This is a genomic window from Pseudomonas vlassakiae (genome assembly GCF_014269035.2).
In the GTDB taxonomy this organism is placed as follows: Bacteria; Pseudomonadota; Gammaproteobacteria; order Pseudomonadales; family Pseudomonadaceae; genus Aquipseudomonas; species Aquipseudomonas vlassakiae.
In genome coordinates this window covers 38,534-64,726 of record NZ_JABWRP020000008.1, presented here as the reverse complement: position 1 = coordinate 64,726, position 26,193 = coordinate 38,534, and the positions used below count along the sequence as shown (strand labels likewise).

30 protein-coding genes and 1 pseudogene are annotated in these 26,193 nt (G+C 63.4%); 13 read left to right on the top strand and 18 right to left on the bottom strand.

All coding sequences use genetic code 11. From position 1 onward, the window contains the following. Positions 1 to 62: 62 nt before the first annotated feature. From HU738_RS12400 to HU738_RS12365, 8 genes are all read right to left on the bottom strand, one after another. Positions 63 to 632, bottom strand: a complete 570-nt coding sequence (locus HU738_RS12400) for a cytochrome b (protein WP_186602705.1) — start codon at positions 630 to 632, stop codon at positions 63 to 65. A 133-nt stretch (positions 633 to 765) separates the two neighbouring features. Then, positions 766 to 2,130, bottom strand: a complete 1,365-nt coding sequence (locus HU738_RS12395) for a sensor histidine kinase (protein ID WP_186602706.1) — start codon at positions 2,128 to 2,130, stop codon at positions 766 to 768. Next, complete coding sequence (locus HU738_RS12390; RefSeq protein WP_054887717.1) at positions 2,127 to 2,789, bottom strand: response regulator; 663 nt, start codon at positions 2,787 to 2,789, stop codon at positions 2,127 to 2,129. The genes HU738_RS12395 and HU738_RS12390 overlap by 4 nt, the downstream gene beginning before the upstream one ends. Positions 2,790 to 2,791: 2 nt before the next feature. Beyond that, a complete protein-coding gene (locus HU738_RS12385) occupies positions 2,792 to 3,433 on the bottom strand; it encodes a hypothetical protein (RefSeq protein ID WP_054887718.1) in 642 nt (213 codons plus the stop codon). Continuing rightward, a complete protein-coding gene (locus tag HU738_RS12380; RefSeq protein WP_186602707.1) occupies positions 3,430 to 4,236 on the bottom strand; it encodes an SDR family oxidoreductase in 807 nt (268 codons plus the stop codon). Before HU738_RS12380 ends, HU738_RS12385 begins: the two co-directional genes overlap by 4 nt. Further along, positions 4,223 to 4,903 carry an iron-containing redox enzyme family protein gene (locus HU738_RS12375; RefSeq protein ID WP_186602708.1) on the bottom strand — a complete coding sequence of 227 codons (681 nt, stop codon included), beginning with the start codon at positions 4,901 to 4,903 and terminating at the stop codon, positions 4,223 to 4,225. Before HU738_RS12375 ends, HU738_RS12380 begins: the two co-directional genes overlap by 14 nt. A gap of 8 nt (positions 4,904 to 4,911) precedes the next feature. Next, positions 4,912 to 6,375 carry an AMP-binding protein gene (locus HU738_RS12370; RefSeq protein ID WP_186602709.1) on the bottom strand — a complete coding sequence of 488 codons (1,464 nt, stop codon included), beginning with the start codon at positions 6,373 to 6,375 and terminating at the stop codon, positions 4,912 to 4,914. Beyond that, the gene (locus tag HU738_RS12365) at positions 6,365 to 7,042 is read right to left on the bottom strand and encodes a thermostable hemolysin (protein WP_186602710.1); all 678 of its coding nucleotides are present in this window, start codon (positions 7,040 to 7,042) and stop codon (positions 6,365 to 6,367) included. Before HU738_RS12365 ends, HU738_RS12370 begins: the two co-directional genes overlap by 11 nt. A 223-nt stretch (positions 7,043 to 7,265) precedes the next feature. Here HU738_RS12365 and HU738_RS12360 point away from each other — a divergent pair, with 223 nt between their 5' ends. Next, on the top strand, positions 7,266 to 8,102 hold the full coding sequence (locus HU738_RS12360) for a universal stress protein (RefSeq protein ID WP_186602711.1): 837 nt from the start codon (positions 7,266 to 7,268) through the stop codon (positions 8,100 to 8,102). Positions 8,103 to 8,261: 159 nt separating this feature from the next. Here the strand turns inward: HU738_RS12360 and HU738_RS12355 are convergent, their stop codons facing one another. After that, positions 8,262 to 8,516 (bottom strand): hypothetical protein, encoded by a 255-nt coding sequence (locus HU738_RS12355; RefSeq protein WP_054887798.1) that lies wholly within the window; start codon positions 8,514 to 8,516, stop codon positions 8,262 to 8,264. Between the two features lie 189 nt (positions 8,517 to 8,705). On the opposite strand from HU738_RS12355, the pseudogene HU738_RS12350 reads away from it, so the two are divergent. From HU738_RS12350 to HU738_RS12340, 3 genes and pseudogenes are all read left to right on the top strand, one after another. Next, positions 8,706 to 8,900 (top strand): annotated as a pseudogene (locus HU738_RS12350) (BON domain-containing protein); the annotation flags it as partial. Between the two features lie 8 nt (positions 8,901 to 8,908). Further along, positions 8,909 to 10,750 carry an ATP-dependent zinc metalloprotease FtsH gene (gene ftsH / locus HU738_RS12345; protein WP_186602712.1) on the top strand — a complete coding sequence of 614 codons (1,842 nt, stop codon included), beginning with the start codon at positions 8,909 to 8,911 and terminating at the stop codon, positions 10,748 to 10,750. Positions 10,751 to 10,778: 28 nt separating this feature from the next. Beyond that, a complete protein-coding gene (locus tag HU738_RS12340; RefSeq protein ID WP_186602714.1) occupies positions 10,779 to 11,204 on the top strand; it encodes a potassium channel family protein in 426 nt (141 codons plus the stop codon). A 33-nt stretch (positions 11,205 to 11,237) separates the two neighbouring features. On the opposite strand, the gene HU738_RS12335 is transcribed toward HU738_RS12340, so the two are convergent. Further along, positions 11,238 to 11,702, bottom strand: a complete 465-nt coding sequence (locus tag HU738_RS12335; RefSeq protein WP_186602716.1) for a CBS domain-containing protein — start codon at positions 11,700 to 11,702, stop codon at positions 11,238 to 11,240. Positions 11,703 to 11,760: 58 nt separating this feature from the next. Continuing rightward, on the bottom strand, positions 11,761 to 12,321 hold the full coding sequence (locus HU738_RS12330; RefSeq protein ID WP_186602718.1) for an Hsp20/alpha crystallin family protein: 561 nt from the start codon (positions 12,319 to 12,321) through the stop codon (positions 11,761 to 11,763). 190 nt (positions 12,322 to 12,511) lie between these two features. Here HU738_RS12330 and HU738_RS12325 point away from each other — a divergent pair, with 190 nt between their 5' ends. After that, complete coding sequence (locus tag HU738_RS12325; protein WP_186602720.1) at positions 12,512 to 13,249, top strand: ferredoxin reductase domain-containing protein; 738 nt, start codon at positions 12,512 to 12,514, stop codon at positions 13,247 to 13,249. Here the strand turns inward: HU738_RS12325 and HU738_RS12320 are convergent. Then, the gene (locus HU738_RS12320; RefSeq protein WP_186602722.1) at positions 13,218 to 13,949 is read right to left on the bottom strand and encodes a helix-turn-helix domain-containing protein; all 732 of its coding nucleotides are present in this window, start codon (positions 13,947 to 13,949) and stop codon (positions 13,218 to 13,220) included. The two genes, HU738_RS12325 and HU738_RS12320, sit on opposite strands and share 32 nt — an antisense overlap. Positions 13,950 to 14,164: 215 nt before the next feature. Here HU738_RS12320 and HU738_RS12315 point away from each other — a divergent pair, with 215 nt between their 5' ends. Beyond that, positions 14,165 to 15,040: a universal stress protein gene (locus tag HU738_RS12315; protein ID WP_186602723.1), complete on the top strand. Its 876-nt coding sequence runs from the start codon at positions 14,165 to 14,167 to the stop codon at positions 15,038 to 15,040. A 96-nt stretch (positions 15,041 to 15,136) separates the two neighbouring features. Further along, entirely contained in the window at positions 15,137 to 15,706 is a 570-nt protein-coding gene (locus HU738_RS12310; protein ID WP_099813579.1) for a GNAT family N-acetyltransferase, read from the top strand. A gap of 157 nt (positions 15,707 to 15,863) precedes the next feature. Here the strand turns inward: HU738_RS12310 and HU738_RS12305 are convergent, their stop codons facing one another. Genes HU738_RS12305 through HU738_RS12295 form a run of 3 tightly spaced genes read right to left on the bottom strand, consistent with a single transcriptional unit; the run spans position 15,864 to position 18,814 of the window. Further along, positions 15,864 to 16,472, bottom strand: a complete 609-nt coding sequence (locus tag HU738_RS12305; RefSeq protein WP_496198493.1) for a hypothetical protein — start codon at positions 16,470 to 16,472, stop codon at positions 15,864 to 15,866. 56 nt (positions 16,473 to 16,528) lie between these two features. Continuing rightward, positions 16,529 to 17,896, bottom strand: a complete 1,368-nt coding sequence (locus tag HU738_RS12300; RefSeq protein ID WP_186602725.1) for an MBL fold metallo-hydrolase RNA specificity domain-containing protein — start codon at positions 17,894 to 17,896, stop codon at positions 16,529 to 16,531. Positions 17,897 to 17,899: 3 nt separating this feature from the next. Then, a complete protein-coding gene (locus HU738_RS12295; RefSeq protein ID WP_186602727.1) occupies positions 17,900 to 18,814 on the bottom strand; it encodes a universal stress protein in 915 nt (304 codons plus the stop codon). A gap of 184 nt (positions 18,815 to 18,998) precedes the next feature. Between HU738_RS12295 and HU738_RS12290 the strand changes: the two genes are divergently transcribed. After that, positions 18,999 to 19,547 (top strand): GNAT family N-acetyltransferase, encoded by a 549-nt coding sequence (locus HU738_RS12290; protein WP_054887741.1) that lies wholly within the window; start codon positions 18,999 to 19,001, stop codon positions 19,545 to 19,547. Between the two features lie 28 nt (positions 19,548 to 19,575). Here HU738_RS12290 and HU738_RS12285 read toward each other — a convergent pair whose 3' ends face one another. Continuing rightward, positions 19,576 to 20,502 carry a universal stress protein gene (locus tag HU738_RS12285; RefSeq protein WP_186602729.1) on the bottom strand — a complete coding sequence of 309 codons (927 nt, stop codon included), beginning with the start codon at positions 20,500 to 20,502 and terminating at the stop codon, positions 19,576 to 19,578. 276 nt (positions 20,503 to 20,778) lie between these two features. Here HU738_RS12285 and HU738_RS12280 point away from each other — a divergent pair, with 276 nt between their 5' ends. Next, positions 20,779 to 20,988, top strand: coding sequence for a hypothetical protein (locus HU738_RS12280; RefSeq protein ID WP_186602731.1), 210 nt, complete (start codon positions 20,779 to 20,781; stop codon positions 20,986 to 20,988). Between the two features lie 2 nt (positions 20,989 to 20,990). After that, the gene (locus tag HU738_RS12275; protein WP_186602733.1) at positions 20,991 to 21,812 is read left to right on the top strand and encodes a helix-turn-helix domain-containing protein; all 822 of its coding nucleotides are present in this window, start codon (positions 20,991 to 20,993) and stop codon (positions 21,810 to 21,812) included. A 76-nt stretch (positions 21,813 to 21,888) separates the two neighbouring features. Here the strand turns inward: HU738_RS12275 and HU738_RS12270 are convergent, their stop codons facing one another. Continuing rightward, positions 21,889 to 22,170, bottom strand: a complete 282-nt coding sequence (locus HU738_RS12270) for a hypothetical protein (protein ID WP_186602735.1) — start codon at positions 22,168 to 22,170, stop codon at positions 21,889 to 21,891. A gap of 268 nt (positions 22,171 to 22,438) precedes the next feature. Here HU738_RS12270 and HU738_RS12265 point away from each other — a divergent pair, with 268 nt between their 5' ends. The 3 genes from HU738_RS12265 to HU738_RS12255 are packed head-to-tail and all read left to right on the top strand — an operon-like array spanning position 22,439 to position 25,572. Next, positions 22,439 to 23,641 (top strand): zinc-dependent alcohol dehydrogenase, encoded by a 1,203-nt coding sequence (locus HU738_RS12265; protein ID WP_186602737.1) that lies wholly within the window; start codon positions 22,439 to 22,441, stop codon positions 23,639 to 23,641. A 19-nt stretch (positions 23,642 to 23,660) separates the two neighbouring features. Beyond that, positions 23,661 to 24,986 carry an SDR family oxidoreductase gene (locus HU738_RS12260; RefSeq protein WP_186602738.1) on the top strand — a complete coding sequence of 442 codons (1,326 nt, stop codon included), beginning with the start codon at positions 23,661 to 23,663 and terminating at the stop codon, positions 24,984 to 24,986. A 46-nt stretch (positions 24,987 to 25,032) separates the two neighbouring features. Then, a complete protein-coding gene (locus HU738_RS12255; RefSeq protein ID WP_186602739.1) occupies positions 25,033 to 25,572 on the top strand; it encodes a type 1 glutamine amidotransferase domain-containing protein in 540 nt (179 codons plus the stop codon). Between the two features lie 67 nt (positions 25,573 to 25,639). Here the strand turns inward: HU738_RS12255 and HU738_RS12250 are convergent, their stop codons facing one another. After that, positions 25,640 to 26,164 (bottom strand): hypothetical protein, encoded by a 525-nt coding sequence (locus HU738_RS12250; RefSeq protein WP_186602740.1) that lies wholly within the window; start codon positions 26,162 to 26,164, stop codon positions 25,640 to 25,642. Between the last annotated feature and the right edge of the window lie 29 nt (positions 26,165 to 26,193).

Sequence of the window (26,193 nt, the reverse complement as noted above, 5' to 3'; positions counted from 1 at the left end):
TGGCCGATAGTGTCGATACTGCTGGTAGTCATGGCCCTGCTCGGTCCGGGCAGCTCGAGACGTCAGCTACGGTCCCGCGTCCCCGCGCCAAATGACTCCGGCAACATGCGCTTGAGGGTGTTGTCCTTGATCCAGTAGTGGTGCACCAGGCCTGCACAAGCATGCAGTCCGATCAGTGCATAGCCTGCATTGCCAACCCATTCATGCCAGTCCTTCAATGTCCTGGCCAGGGCGGGGTCTGCGGACAGTGGCGAAGGCAGACTGAAGCCCCAATACGGCAACGGCTTACCGGCAGCGCCGAGCATCAGCCAAGCCAGCAGCGGTGTAGCGATCATCAAACCATACAGCGCCAGATGGGTGGCGTTGGCCATCGCCGCCTGCCAGACGGGCGGCTTGGGCACAATGGGCGGTCGCGGGCTGAGGCGCCCCAACAAGCGCAGCCAGACCAACGCAAATACCGCAATGCCCAGCAACGCATGGCCACCCAGCAAAGGGCCTTTGAGCGCATGCCCCTTGGGTAACGCCCCGCGCAATTCGACACAGGCATAAATGCCGACGAACAGAACGACCATGCTCCAATGCATGATGATGGACAGGCGACCATAGCGGTCAACTGTTGATGCGCGCTGCATATCCATGACCTCAGAAAACCGAAAGGGGTATCCATTGCCACGCAGCGCGCTGGAGCGGCCATTGCCGGCAACCGGACAATGCCACGTTGCCAAGCGAAGCTTAAGGGAGTCTGAAGTGAGCGCGCCGGCTGCCTCAGGCCAGCGGCAGCGACATGGTGGCCGCCAAGCCGCCACTGACACGGTTTTCGAGATGCACGTGGCCGCCAAGCCGGTCGATGATGGTGGTCACGATGGACAATCCAAGGCCAGCCCCATTGGGGCTGTTACGGCTGTAGAAACGCTCGAAAACGCGCGATAACTCCGCCTCCTCGATACCCGGCCCCTCATCCTCGACGATCAGTTCGAAACGACTGTCCAGACGCCTGAGCAGCACCGTGATGCGCCCACCGGGTGGCGAATGTTCCACCGCGTTGGAAACCAGGTTCTGCAAGGCGATGGTCAGCGCACCGGCATCGATGGCCAGATGATGATCCCCTTCGCCAATATCCAGCGAAGGCTCCAGGCCACGGTCCAGTATCCAGGGGGTCAGCTCGGCCATGGTATCGGTCACCACCTCGGCAAGGTCGACCTGAGCGGTAGCGCGTTGCCCCAGGCGAGGCTCGACACGGGCCAGGGTCAGCAGTTGATTGACCACCCGGGTCAAGCGGTCGACCCCGCCGATGACAAAACCCAAGGCCTTGTGGCGCTCCGCCTCTTGAGTGGCCTCGAGCGCGTTCTGCGCGTGCAGGCGCAGCACCGCCAGCGGCGTACGCATCTCATGGGCGGCATCGGCAATGAAGCGATGCTCACGCCGCAGCAAGTCCTCGATCTGCGCCAACAGGCGGTTGATGGCCGCCTGCATGGGCTCAAGCTCCGATGGCAGCGGTACCAGTTGCAGCGGTTCCAGCGAATTGGCGTGCCGCCCACGGATGACATTGGCCATGTTCTGCAACGGCCGCAGCCCCCAGCCAATGGCGGCCCAGACCAACAGCGCCAGGGCCAGGCTACCAAGCAGGAACGGGAACACGGTGTGGCGGACGATCCGGTCGATCAGGTCGTAACGTACATCGTCACGCTCGCCGACCCAGATCAACCAGTTCTTTTCCGGTACCGGCAAGACGAAACCGCGCCATTGCTTGTCGCCACTGGCAAAGTCGTAGAAACCCGGGGCGCTCGGCATCGGATCAAGCCGGGGGGCGCTCGGCGTATGCACCAGCAGCACACCACCCTCCCCCCAGACTTGAAATGCCAGCTTGCTTTCGTAAGGGTGGCCGACCCCTCTGCGGCCGGCTTGCCCCAACGCTTCGTTGAAAGCGCGGTACATGTCGTCACGCGAGTTGCCTTGCACAGGCAGGCTCATGACCCCCTGAAGCAGGCGCGCGTTCTGGGCGAGGTGCGCGTCATACACTTCGTTAATTTCATGGCGGCTGTCGTGGTAGTTGTAGAGCACCAGCAGGCCAGTGCCGGCCAACAACAGGAACATGACCCGCCAGAGTGTGCGTTGACGCAGCGAACTCATGCCTTGCCCTCGACCAGATAGCCAATACCGCGGACCGTGCGGATCAGGCCATTGAAGAGTTTCTTGCGCAGGTGGTAGATGTTCACCTCCAGCGTATTGCTTTCGGGCTCCTCATCCCAACCGTACAGCAGCTGGGTAAGGCGTTCGCGGGTGAAGACCTTGCCAGGTTGGGCCAGCAACTCATGCAGCAGTCGATACTCCTTGGGGGTCAGGATGACTTCCACACCGTTGTAGTGCACTTGCCGGGTGGCAGGGTCGAGGCTCACACCGGCATGTTCGATCAGCACCGTCGCACGCCCGGCGCTTCGCCGCAGCAAGGCACGCAACCGGGCCTTCAGCTCGTTGAGGTCGAAAGGCTTCACCAGGTAATCATCGGCGCCTGCATCCAGCCCGGTGATACGATCATCGAGGCTGTCCCGGGCGGTGAGGATCAGCACCGGCAGGCTGTTACCCCCTGCCCTCACGCGCCGCAGCAGTTCGATACCATCGAGGCGGGGCAAGCCGAGATCCAGGATCACCAGGTCGAACCCCTCATGCTGCAACGCATGCAGGCCACTCACGCCATCACGCAACCAGTCGAGCGTGTAGCCCGCCTGGCGCAAGCCGTCGCAAATGCCCTCACCCAGTGCGGTATCGTCCTCAAGCAGCAGCAGCCGCATGTTCAGTCCTGTTTGTCCTTGATGGCCTTGAGTAAAGCATCGATATCGCCACGCCGGCCCTGGTCGGCCAGCTCGCGCCCTGGCCGGGGCGGCGCCTGCAAAGCCTTCTGCAAGGCGGCGGTGGCTTCAGGGTAGCGCTTTTGCCGATACAGATGATCGCCCCAGAAGTAGTTGCTGTCGATCCCATTGGGGTTGATCTGCAGGGCCTTGCGCAGCAGCTTGTCGGCCATTTCACTGTCGCCAAAACCGATCGGCCAGCCCGGGACCTGGTCATAGAGCGTGCCCAGACTGGTATAGGCCGAGCCCTGCAGGGCGTTGGGGTCGAGTTTCATGGCCTGTTCCAGGCTGGCCTTGGCCGCCTTGACCTTGCCCAGCGCGCCCAGGCCACCGACGGCGCCCGCCCAACTGCTGTTGATGATGCCTTCCCAGATCAGAGGCTCAGGCGTGCCGGGGTATTGATGCACGAACGCCGTGGCATCAGCGGCCAGCTTTTCGAATGCATCGGCACGTTTTTCTTTGGGTAACTGGTACTGGATCTGTGCCCAGCGTTGCTGCAAATCACTCAGGTGTTGCGTGCCTGCAGTGTCCAGTGCCCAGCTGAAGGGGGCGAAGGCCAGCAAGCTGGCGATGAGCAGACGCTTCATTTGCTCGACTCCTTGGTATGGCTACCGATATAGCGGCGAATAACTGGCAATTGCTTGCGCAGCGCACGGTCGACCACCCCCGGCAGCATGCCGTTGATGCGCACGAACAGCTTCTCTGGCCAACCCAGGTACAGTTCGCTGCGCTCGGACTGCACCGCCTCGAGCACGGCACGGGCGACATCGGCGGGGTCGTCCATGCCGACTTTCAGCGCCTGGTTGAGCGCTGTCGCAGCACTGCTGTTCATGGCTGTGCGGGTCGCCCGAGGCGCGGCATACACCACGTTCACCGGGGTGTCGGCCAACTCCCGCCGCAGCGCTTCGGAGAACCCTCGCAAGGCGAATTTGCTGGCGCAGTAGCTCGCGTAGCCGGGGTAGCCGATCGAGCCGTAGGTGGACCCGACATTGACCACCAGCGCCTTGGGTTGCTCGCGCAGCAGCGGCAGGCAGGCTCGGGTCAGCTGCAGTGGCGCCTTGAGGTTGATGTCCAGCAACTCGTCCAGCGCGTGTTCGTCCAGCTGGTCGAGCAAGGCGAAGCGGTTCACCCCCGCGGCGTTGATCAGCACATTGACCCCGCCCATCTCGCGGGCCCGGCTGACGACCTGCTCGCGCCCTTGCGCGGTACGCAGGTCGGCGGTCTGCCAGCGCAGGCGATCCGGGTAGCGGTTCATCAGGCCCGCCAGCTTGCCCAGGTGCCGGCTCACCGCGAGCACCCTGGCCCCGGCCGCGCACAGTTGCTCGGCCAGCTCCAGGCCAATGCCGCCGCTGGCGCCGGTCAATACCACCACCGACTCAGGCAAGCGCATGCTGCACCTCGGCCTGGCTCGCACGCGGCAAGCCTTCGAACATCTCGGTGTACAACCGGTACACCACCTTGGCGGCATGGATCACCGCCTGATGGTCATCCACCTCGTCCAGGCGGTCCATCAGCCGCTTGTAGGTCACCATGTGGTCCTGGTCCAGCGCGCCGTGGGAGCTGAGGTAGCTGAACGCGGTGTCCGGCAGCCCCAGGCTGCTCTGGATGGCGCCTGCGGCATGGGTGGCCAGGGCGATGCTGGTGCCCTCGAGGACGTTGACCATGCCGAACAGCCCCACCGGATTGCCCCGCGCGATCAGGTCGTACAGGTAGGCGACCATCAGCTCGATCGGCATTGCCGGCCGGCCATCGCGCACCGCCTCCCAGTCACCACCGCAGGCGTTGATATCGTTTAGGATCCACTGCTCGTGGCCGTATTCCTCCTCGATGTATTCGCAGACGGCGCCGCGCAACCATTCCAGGCGCGAGGGCAAGCGCGCGCCGCAGGCCATCATCAGCGGCACGGTGTGGCGCACGTGGTAGTAGGCCTGGGTCAGGAACGCGATATAGCCGTCGCGGCTGACCTGGCCGGCCAAAGCCTCACGAATCACCGGCACCGCGAACAGGGCCTGGCGCTCGTGGCTGGTTTGCAACTGAAGGGTATCGAAAAATGACATGACGGACCTCACAACTGGATGTCGGACAACAGGGTGTGATAACGCTGCAGGATCGCCTCGCGTCGCGGGCGGCCATTGGCGGTCAGGGTGTTTTCGCCGGCCGTCAAAGGGCCTGGCAGGCGCCGCCAGACATGCACCCTGGCGTAGTCGGGCAAGGTTGCATTGCTGCGCTGCACCGCCTGCTCGATGGCTTCGTCGCTGGTACCGGGGTCAAGCGGCCAGAGCAGCGCCAGGTTGCGCGGCAGGCCTTCACCGTGCACGAACGCCTGGGCGATCACACCGCTCTGGGTCAGCTCGGCTTCCACCCATTCAGGGTTGACGTTGCGCCCGAAGCTGGTGATGAACTGGTGTTTCTTGCGCCCATCGAGATACAGATACCCATCGTCATCGAAGTAACCCAGGTCACCCGTGGCCCACCAGGCCGACGAAGCGGGTGCTTCCCCCAGGTAGCCAAGCAGTACCGAACCGCTGACCAGTACTTCGCCATCCCCGGCGATACGCACCTGAACGTGGGGCAGTGGCCGGCCGACGCTGCCCCGGCGCATCGCCCCCGGACGGTTGAGCGCCACCACCGAGGCACACTCCGACAACCCATAGCCTTCGAAGACCGGCAAGCCGATGGCCTCGGCCCGCGCCAGCAGGCCAGGCGATACCCGCGCCCCGCCGACTGCGACGAAGCGCAGAGGGCCCACCTTCATCAGGCCGCGTTCGATCGCCGTGACCAGGCCCATCAACAGCTGCGGCACCAGGATCAGGCTCTGCGCGCCGCTCAAGGCGATGGCCCCGAGCAAGCGCTTGAAGTCGACCTGGCTGGCGCCGCCCATGCCCAGTTGCGCCTGGGGGTAGAGCAGCACCCTGGCCCCGGCCATGAGTGCGGCATAGACGCCCAGGTTTTCCAGCAGTACGCCCAGCGGCAACACCGCCAGGTAGCGCTGCGGCTCGGTGGGCCGGCTGGCGAGCTCCAGTTCATGCGCGACACGCAGCATGGCATCGGCGCCCAGGCAAACGCCTTTGGGCGTGCCCGTGCTGCCGGAGGTATAGGTGACCTTGGCGGTGCCCGCAGGCAGCACCACCGGCGCTGCCAGATCGCGTGTCCAGAATGACTCCTGCTGGACGAAGCCCAGCTGGTTGAATACGCCCTCCCAGGCCGGCTGGCAAAGCACCAGGCTTGCGCCGCACTGTTCGATGCAGTGCTGCACCTGCGCCGTGCTGAAGAAGGTTGGCACGATCACGCAGGTCCGCTCCGAGACCAGCGCCGCCAAGTCCCAGAACAGCAACTCCGGGCCGTTATCCAGCGCCAGGGCCAACACGCCTGGCGGGTGCGCGCTCAAGGCCTTGGCGCGCAGCCAGACCTCGGCGAGCACCTGCTTGTAGGTGAACCGCTCGGTGTCTCCCTCCACCGCCAGGGCATCGCCGCGCTCACGGCCGAGGTCAAGCAGCAATTGCCTGAAGCGTTCCAGTTCATGCGGCATGGCCGGTCTCCTCGTCAAGCACGGGCAGCCCCAGGCGCCGGAACACACCGGCCGACTCCAGGCGCTCGAAGCCATGGCGGATATTGCCGACGAACACCTGCGGATGCTGGTCGTAATAGTGCCCCCATTGCTGCGCCGCCTCGTCCAGGCGCGCGGGGTCGGCCTGCGCCACCACCGTCGGCACCAGCCCCAGGCGCTGGAAACTGTTGATCAGGGTCGGTGCGCCAGTGAATGCCACCCACTGCAGCCCTCGGGTGGCGAGCAGCCAGGTCACGGTGGCGATCATGATCCGGGCGCTGCCGGCGCTGAGCGAGGCCAGGTTGCCAACTTCGACCATGCACTCGCGCCCCAGCGTCACGCCCGCCACCCTGGAGATCGCGTTTTCCAGGGGCTCATCCAGGTAGCCTTCGAGAAACAGCGACCCGCTGCTGGCCGGGCGCATTCCGGCCGCAGCCATCAGCCGCCCGTGGCTGTCGCGCAGGGCCAGTAGCTCTGGCAGGTAATGGTGGACATCGGCCTGGTGAACGTTTGCGAAACACTGATGAATGAAATGCTCCAGCTCGCCACGCCCCTGCTCGCCCTGCAGGTGCAGGGACAAATGGGCATGATGCTCAGCATGGGTGCCGATGGGTAATGGGAGCAGGCTGCTCCACAGGGCTTGAGTCATGAAGCTCCCCCCGAATGGGTTGGTCAGGGGGAGTATCCGTGGCGAATCTGAAGGAAATCTGAAGAGGTTTTCGAATCAACGCGATGATTTGATCAAAACCAAACGCAGGGTCCGCGCAACGCTCAATGTGGCTATATGGAACCGCTGCCTCAGAAAACCCGGCAGCTTATGGCAAGGAGCGGCTCTTCCACACCTGGATTCGGACCTGCACCCCTCGCCAGCCATGTCGCGCGCCCAAGCCCTGGCCAAGGCCACAGGCGCCACGTTGCACCTGGTGGTGCTGAGCCAACTACCATCACGCCTGATCACCCTTGACCAAATGCTGCGCAGCAGTGCCCGCAAGCAAGACGCCGAGCACCGCAAGGCTTGGCTGCACGAGCAGGCGCAAGCGCTTGGCGAACAGGGCATTACCGCCTACCCCGAAACGCTGGACGACGATGACCCGCTCAAGGATCTGATCCGTCTGGCGCAGCTGCACCGCGTGGAAATGCTGATCAAGGATATCCGCCACGAGACCGTCGTCAGCCGTGCCCTGCTCACGCCACTGGACTGGCAGTTGCTGCGCCGCTGCCCGATACCGTTGCACCTGGTGGCTCAAGCTGAGGCGGCGCTGCCTGCACGGGTGCTGGCTGCGGTGGACCTGGTCGAGCACGACGCTGCGGTGCACAGGTGCAACGACCATGTCCTGCAGGCTGCACAGGTACTTGCGCAGCGCTGCAAGGCACAACTGCATGTGCTTCAGGCCTATGAACCGAGCCCCAGCTTCATGGCCTATGCCGCTGCACCAGTGGCCTGGACCGATGAGGTGATCGAAGAAGTCACAGGCAGGGCACGGGAACGCCTGACCCGCTTCGCCGGCCATTACGGCATCAAGCCGGACCATTTGCACCTGATACGCGGGGCTGCCCGGAGTGTCGTCAGCGAATACGCCAATCAGCATGGCTTCGATGTGGTCGTCATGGGCACCATTTACCACGAAGGCTTGGCCAAGGTCATCGGCAGTACCACCGAGCAAACCCTGTACAAAGTGCATTCGAGCCTTCTGGCGATCCACGGTTGATTGAATGCCGGGTTGCCAGGCTCCGTGCCGTGGGCAAACCGGCGGCCCACCTCAATCGCGATGCCACTCGACGCTCAGGTACCGCTCACTGTCGCTGTAGCGATAGCTGCAGGTGCCGTCATAAGCGGCTTCCAGGTCATGTCCGATACGGTTGGCCAGCTACTTGCGTCTGGCTTGCTGGCGTAGTTGCTGCACCTCGTCCTGAGCCTGGATCGCCCGCCGTAGCGCCTCGTTGGCAGTCTGCTCGACCAGATCGATGCGGTAGCACACTTGATCGGCGCGCAACCGTGCAGTGGCGGCATTGTCCTCCGCCGACTCCAGGCGCGCATCGTATTCCTCGGCGCGCCACGCCGTGCAACCGGACGCGCTAACCAGCAGCAGGCCGGCCAACCCGCAAAGCACATAACGTCGCATGTCGGTACCCTCGTGCATACCCAGGACACGCTGAGTATCCGGGGCGGCGTGCGCCCGAGCCTGACATTTGTCAACCGCGAGCGGCCTGTTCACCGGGTTTGACCTTTATCAATCGCGCTGCGGGGCACAAGGGTAGAAACAAGGACTCAGGGCACTTGAGCCCTCCCCTGTCCGCTACCGGAGCCGATCATGAACGACCTTGACCTGCGAGACCTTGTGCTCGAAGAGCTGGAATTCAAACCGGATATCAATGCCGCCAGCATCGGAGTGACGGTGCAGAACGGTGTGGTCACCCTCTCCGGGCACGTCAACAGCTACGCCCAGAAAGTCAGTGCCGAGCGCACGGTCAAGGCCATGAAAGGCGTGCGCGGGCTGGCCGAGGAGAGATGGCCATGAACAAGGATCAGCCCTGGAAGCTCTACTTCCTGGCAGTCGGCCTGGCGGTGCTCGCTGCCGTGCAGTTCGGCCTGTTCAGCCAGCCGGCCGTGCAAGCCATTCCCTACAGCCAGTTCCTGCAATTGCTCGATCAGCAGAAGGTCAACGACCTGCATGTCGAGCACGAGCGTATTCTCGGCAGGCTGCAGGAGCCGATCGATGGCCACTCGGTGTTCTCCACCGTGCGCGTCGACCCGGCACTGAGCGAGCAGCTGGGGCGCTCCGGGGTGGCTTTCTCTGGCGTCGTCGAGGACAGCACGGTAGCGACCGTGGTGGGCGCGTTGATGCCGCTGCTGATGATGCTGGTGCTGTGGTACTTCCTGTTTCACGGGCTGGGGCAGAAACAGGGGCTGGGCGGGTTGATGGGGGTGGGCAAGTCGCGCGCGCGGGTCTATTTCGAACATGACACCCAGGTGACCTTCGCCGACGTGGCCGGTATCGACGACGTCAAGGGCGAGCTGACCGAGATCGTGTCCTTCCTGAAAAACAAGGCGTGGTATGCGCGCCTGGGCGCACACGTGCCCAAGGGCACCTTGCTGGTAGGCCCACCGGGCACCGGCAAGACCCTGGTCGCCAAGGCCATCGCCGGGGAAGCGGCAGTGCCATTCTTCTCGATTTCCGGCTCGGAGTTCGTGGAGATGTTCGTGGGCGTGGGCGCCGCGCGGGTGCGTGACCTCTTCGAGCAGGCCCGCCAGGCTGCACCGTGCATCATTTTCATCGACGAGCTCGATGCTCTGGGCAAGATGCGCGGGGTCGGCAGTTTTGGCGGCAATGACGAGAAAGAACAGACCCTCAATCAGTTGCTCGCCGAGCTCGACGGCTTCGACCCGCGTGAAGGCGTGGTGCTGTTGGCAGCGACCAATCGCCCGGAAGTGCTGGACCCGGCGCTGCTGCGTGCCGGGCGCTTCGACCGGCAGATCCTCATCGACCGGCCCGACCGCAAGGGCCGCCTGGCGATCCTGAAAGTCCACCTGCACAAGATCATCTACAAGAACGACCTGGACTGCGAGCGGATTGCCGAAATCACCCCGGGCCTGACGGGCGCCGACCTGGCCAACCTGGTCAACGAGGCTGCCATCGTCGCTACCCGGCGCTCCAGCCAGTGGGTCGAGTTGGAGGACTTTACCGCTGCGGTCGAGCGCCTGGTGGCGGGTGTCGAGCGCAAAGGCAGCGTCTTGCGCAGTGACGAACGCCAGGTGGTGGCCTACCACGAAATGGGCCATGCCCTGGCCGCCAGCAGCCTGCCGGCCATGGACCCGGTGCACAAGGTGTCGATCATTCCCCGCGCTGCGGGTTCACTGGGTTACACCCTGCAGCGGCCGACCGATGACCGCTTCCTGATCAGCGCGCAGATGCTGCGCGACCGCCTGGTCGTGCTGATGGCCGGGCGCGCCGCCGAGCACCTTGCGTTCGGCCAGGTCTCCACGGGCGCCGCCGACGACCTGGGGCGCGCCACCGACATTGCCCGCCAGCTGGTCACCCGCTTCGGCATGAATCCGGTGTTGGGCCAGGCGGTACTGGAGCGGCAACAGGCCGGTTTTCTGGGCGACTCGATACTGCACCAGGCGCACAAGGACTACTCCGAGCAGACTGCGCGCGAGATCGACCTGGCCATCCGCGGTTTGCTGGAAGAAGCCTATGGCCGTGCCCGCTCTTTGCTGGAGCAGCGCCGCAGCGACCTGGATGCAGGCGCGCGCCTGTTGCTGGCCAAGGAGACCATCACCCCCGAAGAGTTCCCGGCGTTGCGACCACAGGCCGCTGAGCCCGCCACCTATGTGCTGGTCAATGCCACGAAGTGAACCGTCAATCCTGGCCAGGGTACCTGCCATGCTCTCTGTGACACTGATCAACATGCTGGTGGTGATCCTGGTGGTGATCATTCATTACGAATGCCTGCTGCGCCTGAATGACTGGCTGCCTCGGCTCAAGGTCTGGAGCCGCTTTCGCATCGTGGCAGGCGTATTCGGTGCACTGCTGGCCCACGCCGTGGAGGTGTGGTGCTTTGCCCTGGCCTATTACCTGATGGCCAATGCTCCAGGCTGGGGCACGCTCAGCGGCAATTTCGACGGGAGTTTCCTCGACTGCGTGTATTTTTCCTTCACCACCTATACCACGATAGGTTTCGGTGACATCGCGCCTACCGGCCACCTGAAGTACCTCACCGGCCTGCAGGCCCTGACGGGCCTGGTGCTGATCACCTGGACCGCGTCTTTCCTGTTCCTGGAAATGCAGAAGTACTGGAAGGCCAAGTAAGGTAACGGTCCAGGTTGTCGCGCCCAAGCGCGCTCAAAGGTCTTCGCCGCGAAGATCTTCCTCCCGCCGGCTCTGTTGGCGGATCAGCAGTGACAGCTCGTGCAGGTGGTCCGACAGCAGGCCCACCAGGTCGTCCGCCGTGGCGATTCCGACCAGCAGGCCGAAATCATCGACTACCGGAATGCGTCGGATATTGGCGCGGCGCATATTGAGGATCACCTCGAACAGGTCCTCGTTCTGGTTGGCGGTGATCAGAGGCCGGGGCAGCACATCGACTGCCTGCAGGTCTTCCTGATCCGGTGGGTTGCGCGCAATGATGCGCAACGCCAGGTCGCGATCGGTGATCAGGCCGATAGGCCGACAACGCTCGCGGTCGACATGTTCGGCCAGCACCAGATCGCCGACATGGTACTGATTCATCATGCGCGCCGCGGCATAGATGGAGATACCGGGCGGTGCGGTGACCACGTCCCGGTTGCAGTATTTGCCAATGGACATCATGTTCTACCTCCACAGGCGGAGCTTCCTTGCTCCTCGATACAGTAAAAAGGGGTGATCATTTACCACTCTTGATCGGAATCACCTTTTCCGGATGGATGGCTTCGGCGCGTTTGGGCAGGTGCACCAGCAGCACGCCCTTGTTGAACTGGGCGTTGATCTTCTCGGCGTCGACTTCACGGGGCAGCTGGAAGACCCGTTCGAAGCTGCCGTAATGGCGCTCGGACAGGTGATATTCCTTGCGTTTTTCGTCCACTTCTTCGTGTTTCTCACCGCGGATCACCAGGTTGCCATTGGCGAGCTTGATCTCGATGTCCTTGTCATCCACGCCGGGCAACTCGGCACTAATGCGGTACTCCTCGGCCAGCTCGCTGATGTCCATGGCCGGCATGCCGTGGCTGAACAGGTCACGCCGCCAGAAAGGCTCTAGATCGAACGGTGTGTGGCTGAACGGCATGCGCATCGGCCGCCGTCCGAAATCCTCGAACAGGCTGTCGATCTGACGGCGCAATTGCTGGAAGGGTCGCCACAGCTCCGAGGGTTCGACGCTGGGCGGCGAAGCGTTGGCGGGCTGGGTGGCGACCGGGGTAACAGGCACTTTTTTGGCAACTTCTGACATGGCGACCTCCTAGAATGAGTAATGCCTCCCAGGGAGACCCCTCGAATGTGCGCCGTCGGGCAAAGCACCGTTTGATCTTTATCAACCACGAGGCGCCCCCTGCGCCAGCCGGTTTGATCCTGATCAAGATGCCGCAGCGGCCACGACCTAGGCTGGTATCAGCAAGATATGCTTACAGTGCGAGGCAGCCATGAATCAGGATGGCGGTGCCAGTGTCCGCTTGCTGCAAACGTTGCCAGGCCCAGGTATCCAGCAGTTCGTGCGCCTGGCCCTGTGCCGCCAGCCGTGCAGCGAGGCAATGGCAGGCCAGTACTGCCTGCTCGGCCGTGGTACCGAATGCTGGCCGTGCAGCTACGTGACCCTGCCTGGTGTCGCCGGGCAATTCATCGTCAGCATCCATCATGCACAGCCATTGGGTAAGCTGGGGGAACAGTTCGATTATTCCGGGCCGCTTGGCAGCGCCTGGCCGCTGCCCCTGCAAAGCGAACGGTTGCTGGCCATCAGTCGCGCCGACGGCCTGCTGCCCTTGCTGGGCGCGCTGGATGAGATCCGCTGCTGGCTGCCCCGGGTCCAGGTGCAGCTGTCACATGACGGCATTGCCGCCGAACTGCTGCCAGAGGAGTGCCAAACCTGGCTGGCAGCGCTTTCGCCAGTGCCGCGCGACAACAGCGGTGGCGGATGGCAAACCCGGCGCTTGCTGACCCACTTTGCCCCGGACACGGTGTACTGTTGCGCACCGTCACAGGTGGCGCGCCAGGTGGCCCGGCTGTGCTGGCAAACAGGCGTGGCACCGCAGCGCATCTGGATACGCACGGCTCATCTGCCACGCCCGATCGGGGCGGGGCACCTCGCCGGAGGCTGGCCGGTGCAACGCTATGACCGGCTGCTTGCTGCACTCAAGTGGGCTCCTCCAGGCGAGTCAGGTTGACCAGGCCTTGCATGTCGGTGAGCCTGACCTCACGCCCGGCGCACTGCATGAAACCTGCATGGATGAAGCGGCTGAACAATCGGCTGACCGTTTCCAGCGTGAGGTCCAGGTAGTTGGCGATATCGCCGCGGGACATGGGCAGGGTGAACATATCTGCCCGCAGCCCGCGTGCCTGGTAGCGCGTGGACATGCCCAGCAGAAAGATCGCCAGCCGCTGATCGGCACGCCCGTGACAGCAGCGCAGGTGCTCGTCCTTGCCCTGGATCCCCAGGCTGGGCATGTGCAGCAACTGGTAGCGCAGCCCCGGGATCTGGCCGGACAGGTCCACCAGCTGATCCAGCCTGATCGAGCACACCAGCGAGAGTTCCAGGGCAATGGCAAAGCTTCGGTAATGACCGGCACCGATAGCGTCCAGCCCGAGCATCTCGCCCGGCAGGAGGAAGCCGGTGACCCGCTCGCTGCCCTCGGCATCGAGCATAAAATTCTTGATCGCCCCGGAGCACAAGGCAAATACGTGCTCCATGGGTTCGTTGGCCTTGAACAGGTACTCACCCCGCTTCAACGGCCGGTTACGGCGGACAATTCGCTCCAGCTTGTCCACTTCGTCGGCACTGAGGCTGGCGGGCAGGCAAAGCCGACTCAACGAGCACGCAAGGCACTTCACATGGGGCCTTGCCCCCATTTCCGCAGAGCCTGACATGACGATGCCTCCGCTTTTTTTGCAGGCGGGCATCTATTCAAGTTAGCGGCTCCACTGAACGCTGGCCGTCCGTCCGACCAAGGGTGGCACGCTACCTGATGCGACTTGATGAAGATCAAGCCGCCCCTTGCCCGTGCCCGCATGCTCAAGCATCGAACGCTTCGTTGCAGCCCGACTGTTTGCCGGGGCGCTATCTGCCAAAAAGGTGAAAGAGCATGCAAATCAGTAAGTTGCTGGTAATTGTGGGCGACGAGGATCGTTATGATCCGGCTATCGAACAGGCGGTGGAGCTGGCGCTGGCCATCGGCGCCTCGGTGACTTTGGCCATCCAGCCAGCGCCTGCTGCGCAGGCCAGGCACACTGACAACCTGAGCCGGCAGAAAAGCCTGGCCAAAGGTTTCCTCGACCGCGGCATGCACGTGGAGCCCGAGGTCAGGCGAATCAAGCCCTCGGCCAAAGCGCTGGTCAAGCTGGCCAGGGCATGCGACGCCGACCTGGTGATCCTGCAAGCTCAAGTGAACGGGGACGTCAGTTTCGACCTCGAACTCATGCGGCTTGCGCCCTGCCCCGTGTTGTTCGCACGGGAACGAGCAGCGCCTGGCCAAGCCAAGCTGTTCGTCGCGGCGCCAGCCAGTTGCGAAGACCTGGACGACGGCGTCGCGAACGCCGAGGTCGTCGAAACCGCGAGGCTCATAAGCCATGCGCGCAAGGCGAAGATGCATCTGTTCTCCGTCTATGACCAGGCCGCCTTGCTGCGTCACAGTGAGCACTACAGCCTGGCGGAAATCCCCTCGTACGAAACCCTGGCAAGCGCATGCAAACGTTTCGCTGCGCAGCTGGGGGTACCTAACGTTCATCACCACCTTATCGTCGGCTCATGCGCACACACCCTCTGTGCCTATGCCAACCGCTGCGGCTACGACACCGTGGTGATCACCAGCCCTCACCGCGCCTGGCAGTTCGCGACCCTCGAATACCTGCTGGCCAGCCTCACCTGCAGCTTGCTGGTGGTCCACGCCAAGGCGCGCCAGCAGCAGTTGGCCATACCGAGATCGCAGGCATCGCGCGACCCGCTTGTTCTGTCGCTGTGACAGGTGATGAGTGAAGCAATTGACAAGTGTCAAGTCAGCGAATGGCCCGCTGCCGACACTGAACTTCCTGGTTCATTCGACATAGAGGACATTGCCATGGCGCCCGCCGAGACTTCCCGTGTGCACACAACGCCTTCGTTCCCCAAGCCTTCGGGTGAACACTGGATCGAAGCCCTTGAAAACGGCGTTCACGTGTTGATCAGGCCCTTGCAGGCCCAGGACCGTGAACGCGAAAAAGCCTTCATCGAACGGCTATCGCCCGAATCACGGCATTTCCGCTTCCTGTGCCAGCTCAGGGAGCCCGGTGAAGCCATGCTCGACCAGCTGATGAAGGTCGACCAGGATCGCCAGGCGGCCTACGTCGCCCTCGCCCACGTGGATGGCGAATTGCAGGAAGTGGGCATTTCCCGCTACGCCACCGCCAGCGGCAAGGACGAGTGCGAATGTGCCGTTACCGTCATGGACAGCTGGCAGCACCATGGCCTGGGTCGCCTGCTGCTCAAGCATCTGATCGATCATGCCCGAGCCAAGGGCTTGCGGCAGATGTATTCGGTCGACGCGGCAGCCAACCATGCGATGCGCGACCTGGCCAAGGCGGCGGGGTTCACCACCGCCGCCGACCCGGATGACCCCAGCCAGGTCATCCACCGGCTCTCGCTGATCTGACCCTGGGCCGCCGCACTCTGATGCCCATTGGCTGCACGGGCAAAACCGCCTGCTGCCCACCGACCACCGCGTGGAATTTCGCGGCCTGGATGTCTCTACCTCCCGCGCCGCGGTGGGCGCCTGTCATTGCAGCATCCGCTTGGGGGCAGTGAGGGTTTCAAGGCGTGACTGCACGTCCCTCCTCGGGCAACAGGTCGAACTGCGCGAGGCAACGCTGCTCATCCGCGGGGGTCACCGCCTTCAGGCCGCTCACCTCCTGCAGGGGCGTTTCGAACAGGGCCAGGCGCAGCACCCCGTTGCGCTCCAGAAAGGTCTGAGCCATGCACGTGCACACGGGTTTGCCGACCAGCGCCGCGAGCTTCTCATCCTCGGGCACGTCGACCTGGGCCTGCAGGTTGGCCGTGCAGTTTTCCACGATCTGCGCCACGGAGCGCCCGGCCAGCCACACGGTGCCAGTACCGAGCAGGACCAGCAGCAGCAACACACTCATCAACCGGTTCGATTCCTGGGTAATCGAACGGAGCAACGCCAACCTGGCCTGCCACCCCGTATCCTGGCCATTGAAAATGGCCTTGCCGACCGTGCGTCTGAAGCCCCGCTGCACCGCCCACCCCAGCGCGACACTCAACGCCAGCAGGCTCAGGAGCACCGCCGGATCGCGCATGGGCATGCGCCAGCTGGGGCTCGATGCGCGGTACACCGACGCGGCGACGAGCAATGCCACGATGGCCACGATCCAGCCCAGGCTGCCCTTGGGCCTGTGCATCCAGGCCCGCAGTTTCGCCCTTGCTTGCGTACTCATGATTCACCTCCCGCGCCTGGCTAGCGCACCGGGTCGATGGCGACGGTTTCCTGATATTCCGGCACGCAGACCTGCCAGCCGAGTTCGAGGCTGATGCGCCGGCGCAAGGTGTCGGCAGCGTGCGGCTCGCCATGAATGACATAGGTCTGCCGCGGCGGCCGGGCAAAGCCACGCAACCACTCCATGATTTCATCGGCGTCGGCATGCGCGGAGAGGTTCTCCATGGCATGCACCTGCGCCCTGATCGGCACGTCTTCGCCGTGCAGGCGCACGCTGCGCGCACCGGCGACGATATCGGCCCCCCGCGTGCCGCCGGCCTGGAAGCCCGAGAACAGGATGCTGTTGCGTGGGTTGGGGGCCAGTGCCTTGAGGTGGTGCAGCACCCGGCCACCGGTGGCCATGCCGCTGGCGGCAATGATCACCGCAGGCTCGCGCAGCTGGTCCAGGTGCCTGGACTCATCGACCGTACGCACGATATGCGTGCCTTGGCACATGGCGGCGCATTCGGCTGCAGTCAGCCGATGTTCGCTGCGGTACTGCTGGTAAAGGGCGGTGGCGTCGGTGGCCATCGGGCTGTTCAGGTAGACCGGGATATCCGGGATCAGCCGGTCGCGCTTGAGCGTGTACAGGTAATACATCAGCAACTGGGCGCGGCCGACGGCAAACGATGGGACCAGGGTGATGCCATGGCGCAACAGCGTTTCATTGATGACCTTGGCCAGGTACTGTGCGGTCGACTCGTCAGGGTGCTGGCGATCACCGTAGGTTGACTCGATCAGCAGTACGTCGGCCGTCCTGACCAGCTCAGGCGCACGCATGATCGGGTCCTGAGGGCGCCCCAGGTCCCCCGAGAACAGCACGGTCTGGCCTTCGGCGCTGATCTGCACCGTCGCCGCACCGAGGATATGCCCGGCGGTGCGCATCAGCAGCTGCATGCCATCGGCGATCGGCAACGGCTGATGCAGTTCCACTGGCTGCAACAGGGCCAGGGCCTGCCTGGCATCCTGCTCGGTATAGAGGGGGCGCGCTGGCGTGTGCTTGGAGTAGCCATGGCGATTGGCATGCTCGGCCTGCTCCTCCTGCAAGCGCGCACTGTCCAGCAACAGGATCTGCGCCAGGGCACAGGTGGCCGGGGTGGCGTAGATCGGCCCGCGGTAGCCCTCCCGCGCCAGCACCGGCAGATAGCCGCTGTGGTCAAGGTGGGCGTGGGTCAGCACCACCGCATCGAGCGCACGCAGGGCCGGTGACAGCGGCTCCCAGTTGCGCAGGCGCAGTTGCTTGAAGCCCTGGAACAGCCCGCAGTCGACCAGTACCCGCGTGCTGTCGCGGGTCAGCAGGAATTTGCTACCGGTCACGGTTCCGGTGCCGCCAAGAAAGGTCAATTGCATGGCTCAAGGCTCCCACTGTTCGGCTACGTCGGGGTGCACCGCAAGGACACTGCAGGGCGGGTGGCTGACGATCCGTTCGGTGGTATCGCCCAACAGCTTGTCCAGCCCTTTGGGCTGCACGACGCCCATCACCAACGCATCGATATCCAGCGCAGCCACCTGTTCACGGATGACCTGCACCGGCCCGCCTTCCATGAAATGCCTGCGCTCCGGCGCGACGCCCTCGGCGTCGGCCAAGGCCTCGAAGGGTTCCTGCAGCGCTGCGCGCATCTCGTCGATCCAGGCCTGGGTGACATGCATGTCGGCGGCAAACACGCCCGCCAGGTTGTAGGCCGACACCAGGTGCAAGGGCGCATCGCACTGCAGCGCCAATGCCTGGGCGGCGCGGATGAGCCCACGGTTGAAGTGTTCCTGCAGCGCAGGCGTCTCGCTGAACGCGGTATCCACGCAAACCAGGATCCGCCGCGGCAGCGTCACGGCGTCGCGCGGCACGAAGTGGGTGATGACCTTCACGCTGCGCATCAAGGCACAGTCCAGCGGCGTGCCGAACAGCCGCGCCAGGGCCGAGGCATTTTCGCTGTCCTTGAGCAGCATGTCAGGCTGCAGTTCGCTGATGTAGTCAATGGCCGTGCTTCGGATATCGTCGGCGTTCAGGCTATCGACCGTCAGCGTGATGCCACTGCCACGATGATGCTCGACCAGGCTCTCCAGCCTTGCCCGATAGCGTTCGTACTGGCGCTTGATGTCGGCTTCGTTGAGGCGCTCCTCGCGCAGCAGGTGCTCCTCGGTCGGTTCGAACAGCCCCAGCACATGCACGCTGGCGCCACTGACGTGCGCCAGGGCCAGGGCCCTGCGCAGCGCCGCTGAATGCGCATCGACCTCGGTGAGCAGCACCAGCAGTTGTCGGTATTGACCCATGATGAACCTCCGCGCTTGCGCAACTGGGGAGTGATGCAGGCGATGTTCCGCGCCCAGCCGCGCTGGCGCTTGATGCAGATCAGAAAACCGCCATCGGCGCTGAACTTGACCATTGTCAGAACCGAACCGGTCGGCCACGTTACAACGGCTGCACCAGTTACCGATCGGGCCAGCGGGAGGCAGCATGAACGAGCAGCAGATCGAACAGGCGCAAGCCGGTGAACATTGGGTCGAAACGCTTGACGACGGTGCAGCCGTGCTGATCCGCCCGCTGCGCGAGGACGACCACGAACGGGACAAGCGCTTTCTGAGCACCATCGCCTACGAGGCCAGGCGCTTTCGTTTCATCGCCGGGCTCAGTGGTGCAATGCCCAGCCTCGACCCGCGCTGGATGCCGGTCGATCAGCATCAGCGCATGGCCTACGTCGCACTCGCCCATGTGGACGGCAAGTTGCAGCAGGTCGGCGTCAGCCGTTATGCCGGCATGGCGGGCAGCCTGAGCTGCGAATGCGCGGTGGCGGTAAGCGAGGGCTGGCAGCGCAAAGGCCTGGGCCGGCGCCTGCTGCAGCACCTGATCGAGGCGGCACGGCGCAATGGCTACCAGAGCATGGTATCCCGGGACCTGGCGAGCAACTACGCCATGCACCGCCTGACCAAGGCGCTAGGCTTCACCTCGCGTTACCTGGGCGGCGACGTCAGCGAAATCATCCATGAGCTGGACCTCAACGCCTGAGCGACAAGGCCCTGAAGGGCCTTGTGCGTCATCCCTGTGAATGCTCGGGCGAGATCACCAGCACACTGCTGGACAACCGGTGCATGACACGCTCCGCGGTACTGCCGATGAACCAGCCGATACCATGGTGGTGATAGCTGCCCATCACCAGCACGTCGATGTCATGGCTATCCATGAACAAGGCCAGGACCTTGGCTGGATCGCCCACGTGCATGTGGCGGTGCTCGCTGGCGATGCCATTGCGCTCGGCCAGCGCCTGGAAGGCCTCACTCTGGGCTTCGTGAAGGGTCTGGGCGAGGTTGGAGTCGAATACGAACGAATGCTCGCGGCTACCGCCGGCGTCCAGGTACATCGACCCCAGGTCGTAGACGTAGAGCAAGTCGATCTGGGCGTTGCACTGCAAGGCCAGTTTCAGTGCCTCGCTGATGATCTGGTCATTGAAGCCTTCATACTGGTCTTCGGGCCTGGACAGGTCGACGGCCGCCAGTATCCTGCGCGGCAAGGCGTGGCTGGCCTTGTGTACCAGGTGCAACGGTATGCGCGTATCGCGCAACAGCTGGACATCCAGCGAGGTGAACATGGCGCGTATCCACCAGGGCTCGTGCTCGAACTCCTTGATCAGCATGGCAAACGGTTGCTCGCGCAAATGCACCAGGATCTCGTTCAGCGGATGCAGCACCCAGACCACTTCGGTGGTGACCGTGATGCCGGTGCGCCGCATTGGTAGCGCCTGGCTTTCCAGCCACTCGCGGTGCTGGCGCACATAACCATCGCGCATCACCGCCAGGGCCTGGTCATTGACCAGGCCCGCCGTGGCCAGCCCCTCGACGTAGTCGAAAGCGACGATGTGCAACGCCATGCCCTTGGCCTTGGCCAATGCTGCAGCGCGATCATAGACCGGGGTTCGGCGCATCAGGGGCGACGCGATCAGCAAGAGTCGTTGCGGGTTGTCCATGGCACACCTCTGCAGTTGGGAAGCGTGCCTCGATGATCTGCCATCGTTTTGAGCGCGACTTGATGTTTATCAACTCACGCTCCGTGTCGACGAACGGTGATTCAGCCCAAGCGGGAACTTGATGCGGATCAACCTTTCATGGCAAATCCGGCGCACGCTGACCTTGGACCAACAAAAAATTACTGAGCCTCGGTACACCTGCCCTGGCCCTCATGTAATCGCCAGGGAGGCCTTCGTTTTGCAGTGCCCGCAGTTGTCTGGCGGATCGAGGCTCCGATGAACGTCTACGTCGAGAAAAACACCGAACACAACCGCTGGTGGGTACGCCTGGATGACTGCCGGGTGAGCTTCAATACGGCCACTGAAGCCGAACAATTCGCCGAGCGATTGCTTGCCCGCATCAACGCCCCCCACTCGCTTGACAGGCTAGCCCCCTCCTTCAGCCGCACTGGCTCGGCTGAACGCCGATGCGCGAAGGGGGCCTGACGATGTCTGGGCAACTGAAGGTCACGCTGCTCGATCAACCCGATGCGTCGCACGCGGCCACCCCCATACACCTGAGGCCGCTGACGTCCCTGTGCAAGGACTGCCGCGTCAGCGGCCTGTGCCTGCCCACCGGCTTGCCGCTTAACGACAACAGTTGCCTGGGCACGCTGATTGGTCCCCGTATGCGTATTCGCAAGGGCGCCGCGCTGTTCAATGCCGAGGTCCCTCTCACCACGCTCTATGCGGTGCGCTGCGGCAGTTTCAAGACCAGCCTCAACACCATCGAAGGCCAGGGCGTGGTGATCAATTTCTGGATGCCGGGTGACGTGCTCGGCCTCGATGCCATTGCCACCGAACGCCATGTCTGCGACGCCATAGCCCTGGAAGACAGCGAAGTTTGCCCGGTGTCCTACCGCCGCCTGCAAACCCTGGCGCGGGCCTATCCCGACCTGCAGCAAAGCCTGAATCGCTTGATGAGCAGGGAAATCGTACGTGAGCACCAGCGCGTACTGATGCTGTGCAACCTCACCGCCGAACAACGGCTGGCCAACTTCCTGGTGGGGCTGTCCAGATGCTTCGTCAGCCGCGGTTACTCGGCCCATGGCTTCATGTTGCGCATGTCTCGCGAGGACATGGCCTCGTACCTGGGTTTGCGCCTGGAAACCGTGTGCCGCTCTGTCGCCCGCCTGCGCGCACTGCACATCGTCAGCCTGCGAGGCAGGCTGGTGGAGATACTCGACATGCCTGCGCTGATGGCGCTGCAGCAGGGCGGCGCTGACAGCGTAAGCGCGGACAAGCCGAAGCCACCCTGCCAGACCCCGTGAATGTGGGCCATGGCGACGCGGCCCGGGGCATTGGCCTGCTCAGCCCTTGTGTGACGTGCTGCCCTGTCACAGTGATTCAAGTGGGCTCAGGCTGAAAGCGTTCGCCAGGGACGCGATGGTAGTCCGCGCCAGCTATGGCTTTTAGAAATGCACGGTCGGCGAGCCGCCGTAGGTCCCGCCACTCGCGCCAGCCAATGAGTCCCAATCGGTCCATCTCGTCGGCCTGGCCAAGCAGCGCTTCGTGGTGGCTGCTTGGGCAATGACGCCTGCGCTCGACATCGTCATACACCATGAACCAACGGTTCACTGCAACCAGACGGCGCTGTTCCTGGCTGATCTGCTGGTTGATCGCGTTCATCTCGCCTGCCCTCGCACGCTTTGACTGTCGAGCACGCAGCTGTGAATAGGTTCAGCCGGGACAGGTCAACGGTGTGACCGCCTGGCACCTCAGTGCATGCTGGGGCTGGCTAAACGCTGGACAATCCATTCTTTACGCTTTGACTCGACCTGCATGTGTGTTCTGCCGTGTCCATGATCACCACTGAACAACTTGGTCTGAACTTTGCCCGCCCATGAGGCTTCCCCTGCATACCCCCACGATTTTTTGTGATGCAGGAGCGAACAGCATGAGAGCACTGACTTACCACGGCGCTAACGATGTCAGGGTCGATACCGTCCCTGACCCGATCATCACCGAAGCGGACGACATCATCCTGAGGGTGACCGCCACCGCCATCTGCGGATCCGACCTTCACCTCTATCACGGCAAGATCCCGGCAACGGAGCACGGCGACATCTTCGGCCACGAGTTCATGGGCATCGTCGAAGAGGTCGGCAAAGACGTGACCAACCTGCAGGTTGGCGACCGCGTCGTGATCCCGTTCGTCATCGCATGTGGCAGCTGCTTCTTCTGCCAGCACGATCTGTTTGCCGCCTGCGAAACCACCAACACCGGGCGGGGAGCGATCCTCAACAAGAAGGGGATTCCACCCGGCGCAGCACTGTTTGGCTACAGCCACCTGTACGGCGGCGTGCCGGGAGGCCAAGCCGATTATGTCAGGGTGCCGAAGGGTAATGTCGGGCCGTTCAAAGTCCCGACGAGCCTCGCTGATGACAAGGTGCTGTTCCTCTCCGACATCCTGCCCACCGCCTGGCAAGCTGTGGTCAATGCCCAGATCGGCCAAGGCTCGTCGGTGGCGATCTATGGTGCGGGGCCGGTGGGGCTGCTGAGTGCCGCCTGCGCACGGATGCTGGGCGCTCACACCATTTTCATGGTGGATGACAACGACTACCGGCTGGCCTATGCCCAGGATGCCTACGGCGTCATCCCGATCAATTTCGAAAAGGATGACGACCCTGCCGACAGCATCATCCGCCAGACACCCGGTATGCGCGGCGTCGACGCGGTCATCGATGCCGTCGGGTTCGAAGCCAAGGGCAGCACCACGGAAACCGTCATGACGGCCCTGAAGCTGGAGGGCAGCAGCGGCAAGGCGCTGCGTCAGAGCATTGCAGCGGTGCGGCGTGGCGGCGTGGTCAGCGTGCCAGGTGTGTATGCCGGGTTCATCCACGGCTTCCTGTTCGGCGATGCGTTTGACAAGGGCCTGACCTTCAAGATGGGGCAAACCCATGTCCAAAAGTACCTTCCCGAGCTGCTCGAGCATATCGAAGCGGGACGGCTGCAGCCGGAATTGATCGTGACCCATCGCCTCGCGCTGGAAGAGGCAGCCTTGGGCTACAAGATGTTCGATCAAAAAGAGGATGACTGCCGCAAGGTGATCCTGGTTCCAGGGGCGGCATCCGGGACGCTCGGCCCCGACCACATTTAACTTCACAGGAGCTTGCAGCATGATTGATCAAGCGACAGGAATGAAGCCAGGTGAGCGCTATTGTGTCGAAAACATCGAGCGGGCCCATCAGTTCCCCGGCTTCTTTCAGGATGGCAAGTATTACCTGGGCCCGGAGCTGTTGACGGCGGTTGGATGGCTGGAGGGTGACCGGTTCATCTACGACAGTCTGGATGCTCAGGGAGAGCCCATATTCCCCGATCGGGTGGCCGGCACCATCAGCAACCTGACGTTGAACCTGGTGGACGGCACCACTCTCCAGCTGTCGCCCATTGAGGACAGTGAGCCCTTCACGGCGCCGATCAACCCCTCCGTCGCACCCGACCAGCCACCGCCACTGACCGGCTCGCCGATCAAGGGCCCGCTGCGTGGCAAGGTGGTTGTGATCACCGGCGCGTCCAGCGGCATAGGGCGAGCCGCTGCCCATGCCTTTGCCTGTAAAGGCGCTCGTCTGGTGCTGGCGGCACGGGATGAGGAAGCGCTGTTCGAAACGCTGGACGAATGCACCGATTGCGGCACCGACGCGGTGGCCGTGACCACCGACATGACCCAAAGCGACCAGGTACAAGCCTTGGCAGCCCGCGCTGCCGAATTTGGCGATGGGCGCATAGACATCTGGGTGAACAATGCAGGTGTGGGAGCGGTGGGCAGTTTCGAGGAGACACCGCTTGAAGCGCACGAGCAGGTGATCCAGACCGATTTGCTGGGCTACCTTCGAGGGGCTCACGTTGCACTGCCCTACTTCAAGCAGCAAGGCAGCGGCATACTGATAAACACCCTGTCATTGGGCAGCTGGCTTGCCCAACCCTACGCCGCCGCCTATTCGGCCAGCAAGTTCGGCTTGCGCGGGCTCACCGAGGCACTGCGGGGCGAGCTTACCGAGTTCCCCGATATCCACGTCTGCGACATCTACCCCGCCGTGATGGATACCCCCGGCTTCCGCGACGGTGGCAACTACACCGGTCATGCCCTCAAACCGCCGGGGCCAATCTACGACCCGGAGCGAGTGGCCAAGGCCATGGTGGCCTGCGCGATCGCTCCTCGCGCCAACACGACCGTCGGCGCAAGCGCCCGCATCGCCCATTTGGCCAGCTACCTGGTGCCCGGGCTGCCGGCACTGTCCGGGTGGCTTGCGCGCAGGGGCCTGCAGCGCAGTCCCAGCGCAGAAAAGTCCGCAGGCAATCTGTTCGAGCCGCCCAGTGGCCGTCGAAGTGTCGAAGGCGGATGGCGAACGCCAAAAGATAAAACCCCGCTGCTGCTCAGCGCAGCGGTTATCGGTTTCCTTGCAGGCTTCGTCATTACCCGTTCGCAACGCCGGCGCGGCTGAATGATCCCGACGAACTGACCCTACCATTGAGAACGGAGAATCAACGATGAGCACACCATTGAACGGCAAGCGCGTGGCCTTTCTGGTCACCGATGGTTTCGAACAGGTCGAGCTGACCGGGCCGCGTGACGCCTTGATAGAAAGCGGAGCTGTGGTCGACATCCTGGCTGACAAGGAAGGAACGGTACGCGGCTGGAACCACGACAAGCCTGCGGACGCGTTTGAGGTGGATGCCACCTTTGACAGTGCCCACCTCGATCTTTACGACGCGATCGTGTTGCCTGGCGGCGTACAGAATTCCGACACGATCCGGCTGATTCCGGGGGCACAGAAGCTGGTGAAAAGTCACCACTCGGCCGGCAAGCCGCTGGCGGTGATCTGCCACGGTGCCTGGCTGCTGGTGTCGACGGGCCTGACACAGGGCAAGCGGATGACCAGTTACAAGACATTGCAGGACGACATCCGCAACGCAGGCGGCAACTGGGTGGATGAGCAAGTGGTGGTGGATGGCAACCTGATCAGCAGCCGCCAGCCGGACGATATCCCGGCCTTCAATGAACAATTGATCAAGGCCCTGGCCAGCTGAGCCCCTTCTGCATTCGGCCCCTTGTCGTGCAGGGTTTGCATCGACAACGGGGCCTTGCCCTGCCGCTTCAAGCCAGCTGAATGTAGACCGAGTAGCTGCCCAGCACGATCCAGAAACAAAGAAATATCCACGGCGTGCGCAAGGAAAACAGCAGCGATTTGCGGTGGCCTGCCTGCGAAGTCTCGACCTCGCAAAACAGCGGTGACTCGTCGTAAGCCAGCCCCATCAACGGTTCACTGCGCAGCAGATGGCTCTGTTTCAGCTGCCAGTGTTCAATGATGCGATAAGCAGCACGAATGCCTGGCCACGCGTTGAGCGAACTCAGCACGCCGAGCAACGCGAGAAAGGCGGGTACGACCAGGGTGAACATCTCACCCCACCCTTGGTTGAGGTTGCCCATCGAAGACACGAACGCGATGACCAGGAACGACTGGGCCGCCAGGTAGGCGTCTGTCCGGTTGGCCAGGATGCTGGTCTCGTACTGGATTTCCTTGCGGTAGAAATCCAGGCGCTCCTTGGGCGAACCGAACATCCTGGCGTTACGCTCCTCCTGCTCGTGCTCGGGTGTGCTGGGCGTGATGATACGGGGCACTCGATTCCTCCTGGGTCAGCGACGGCGTA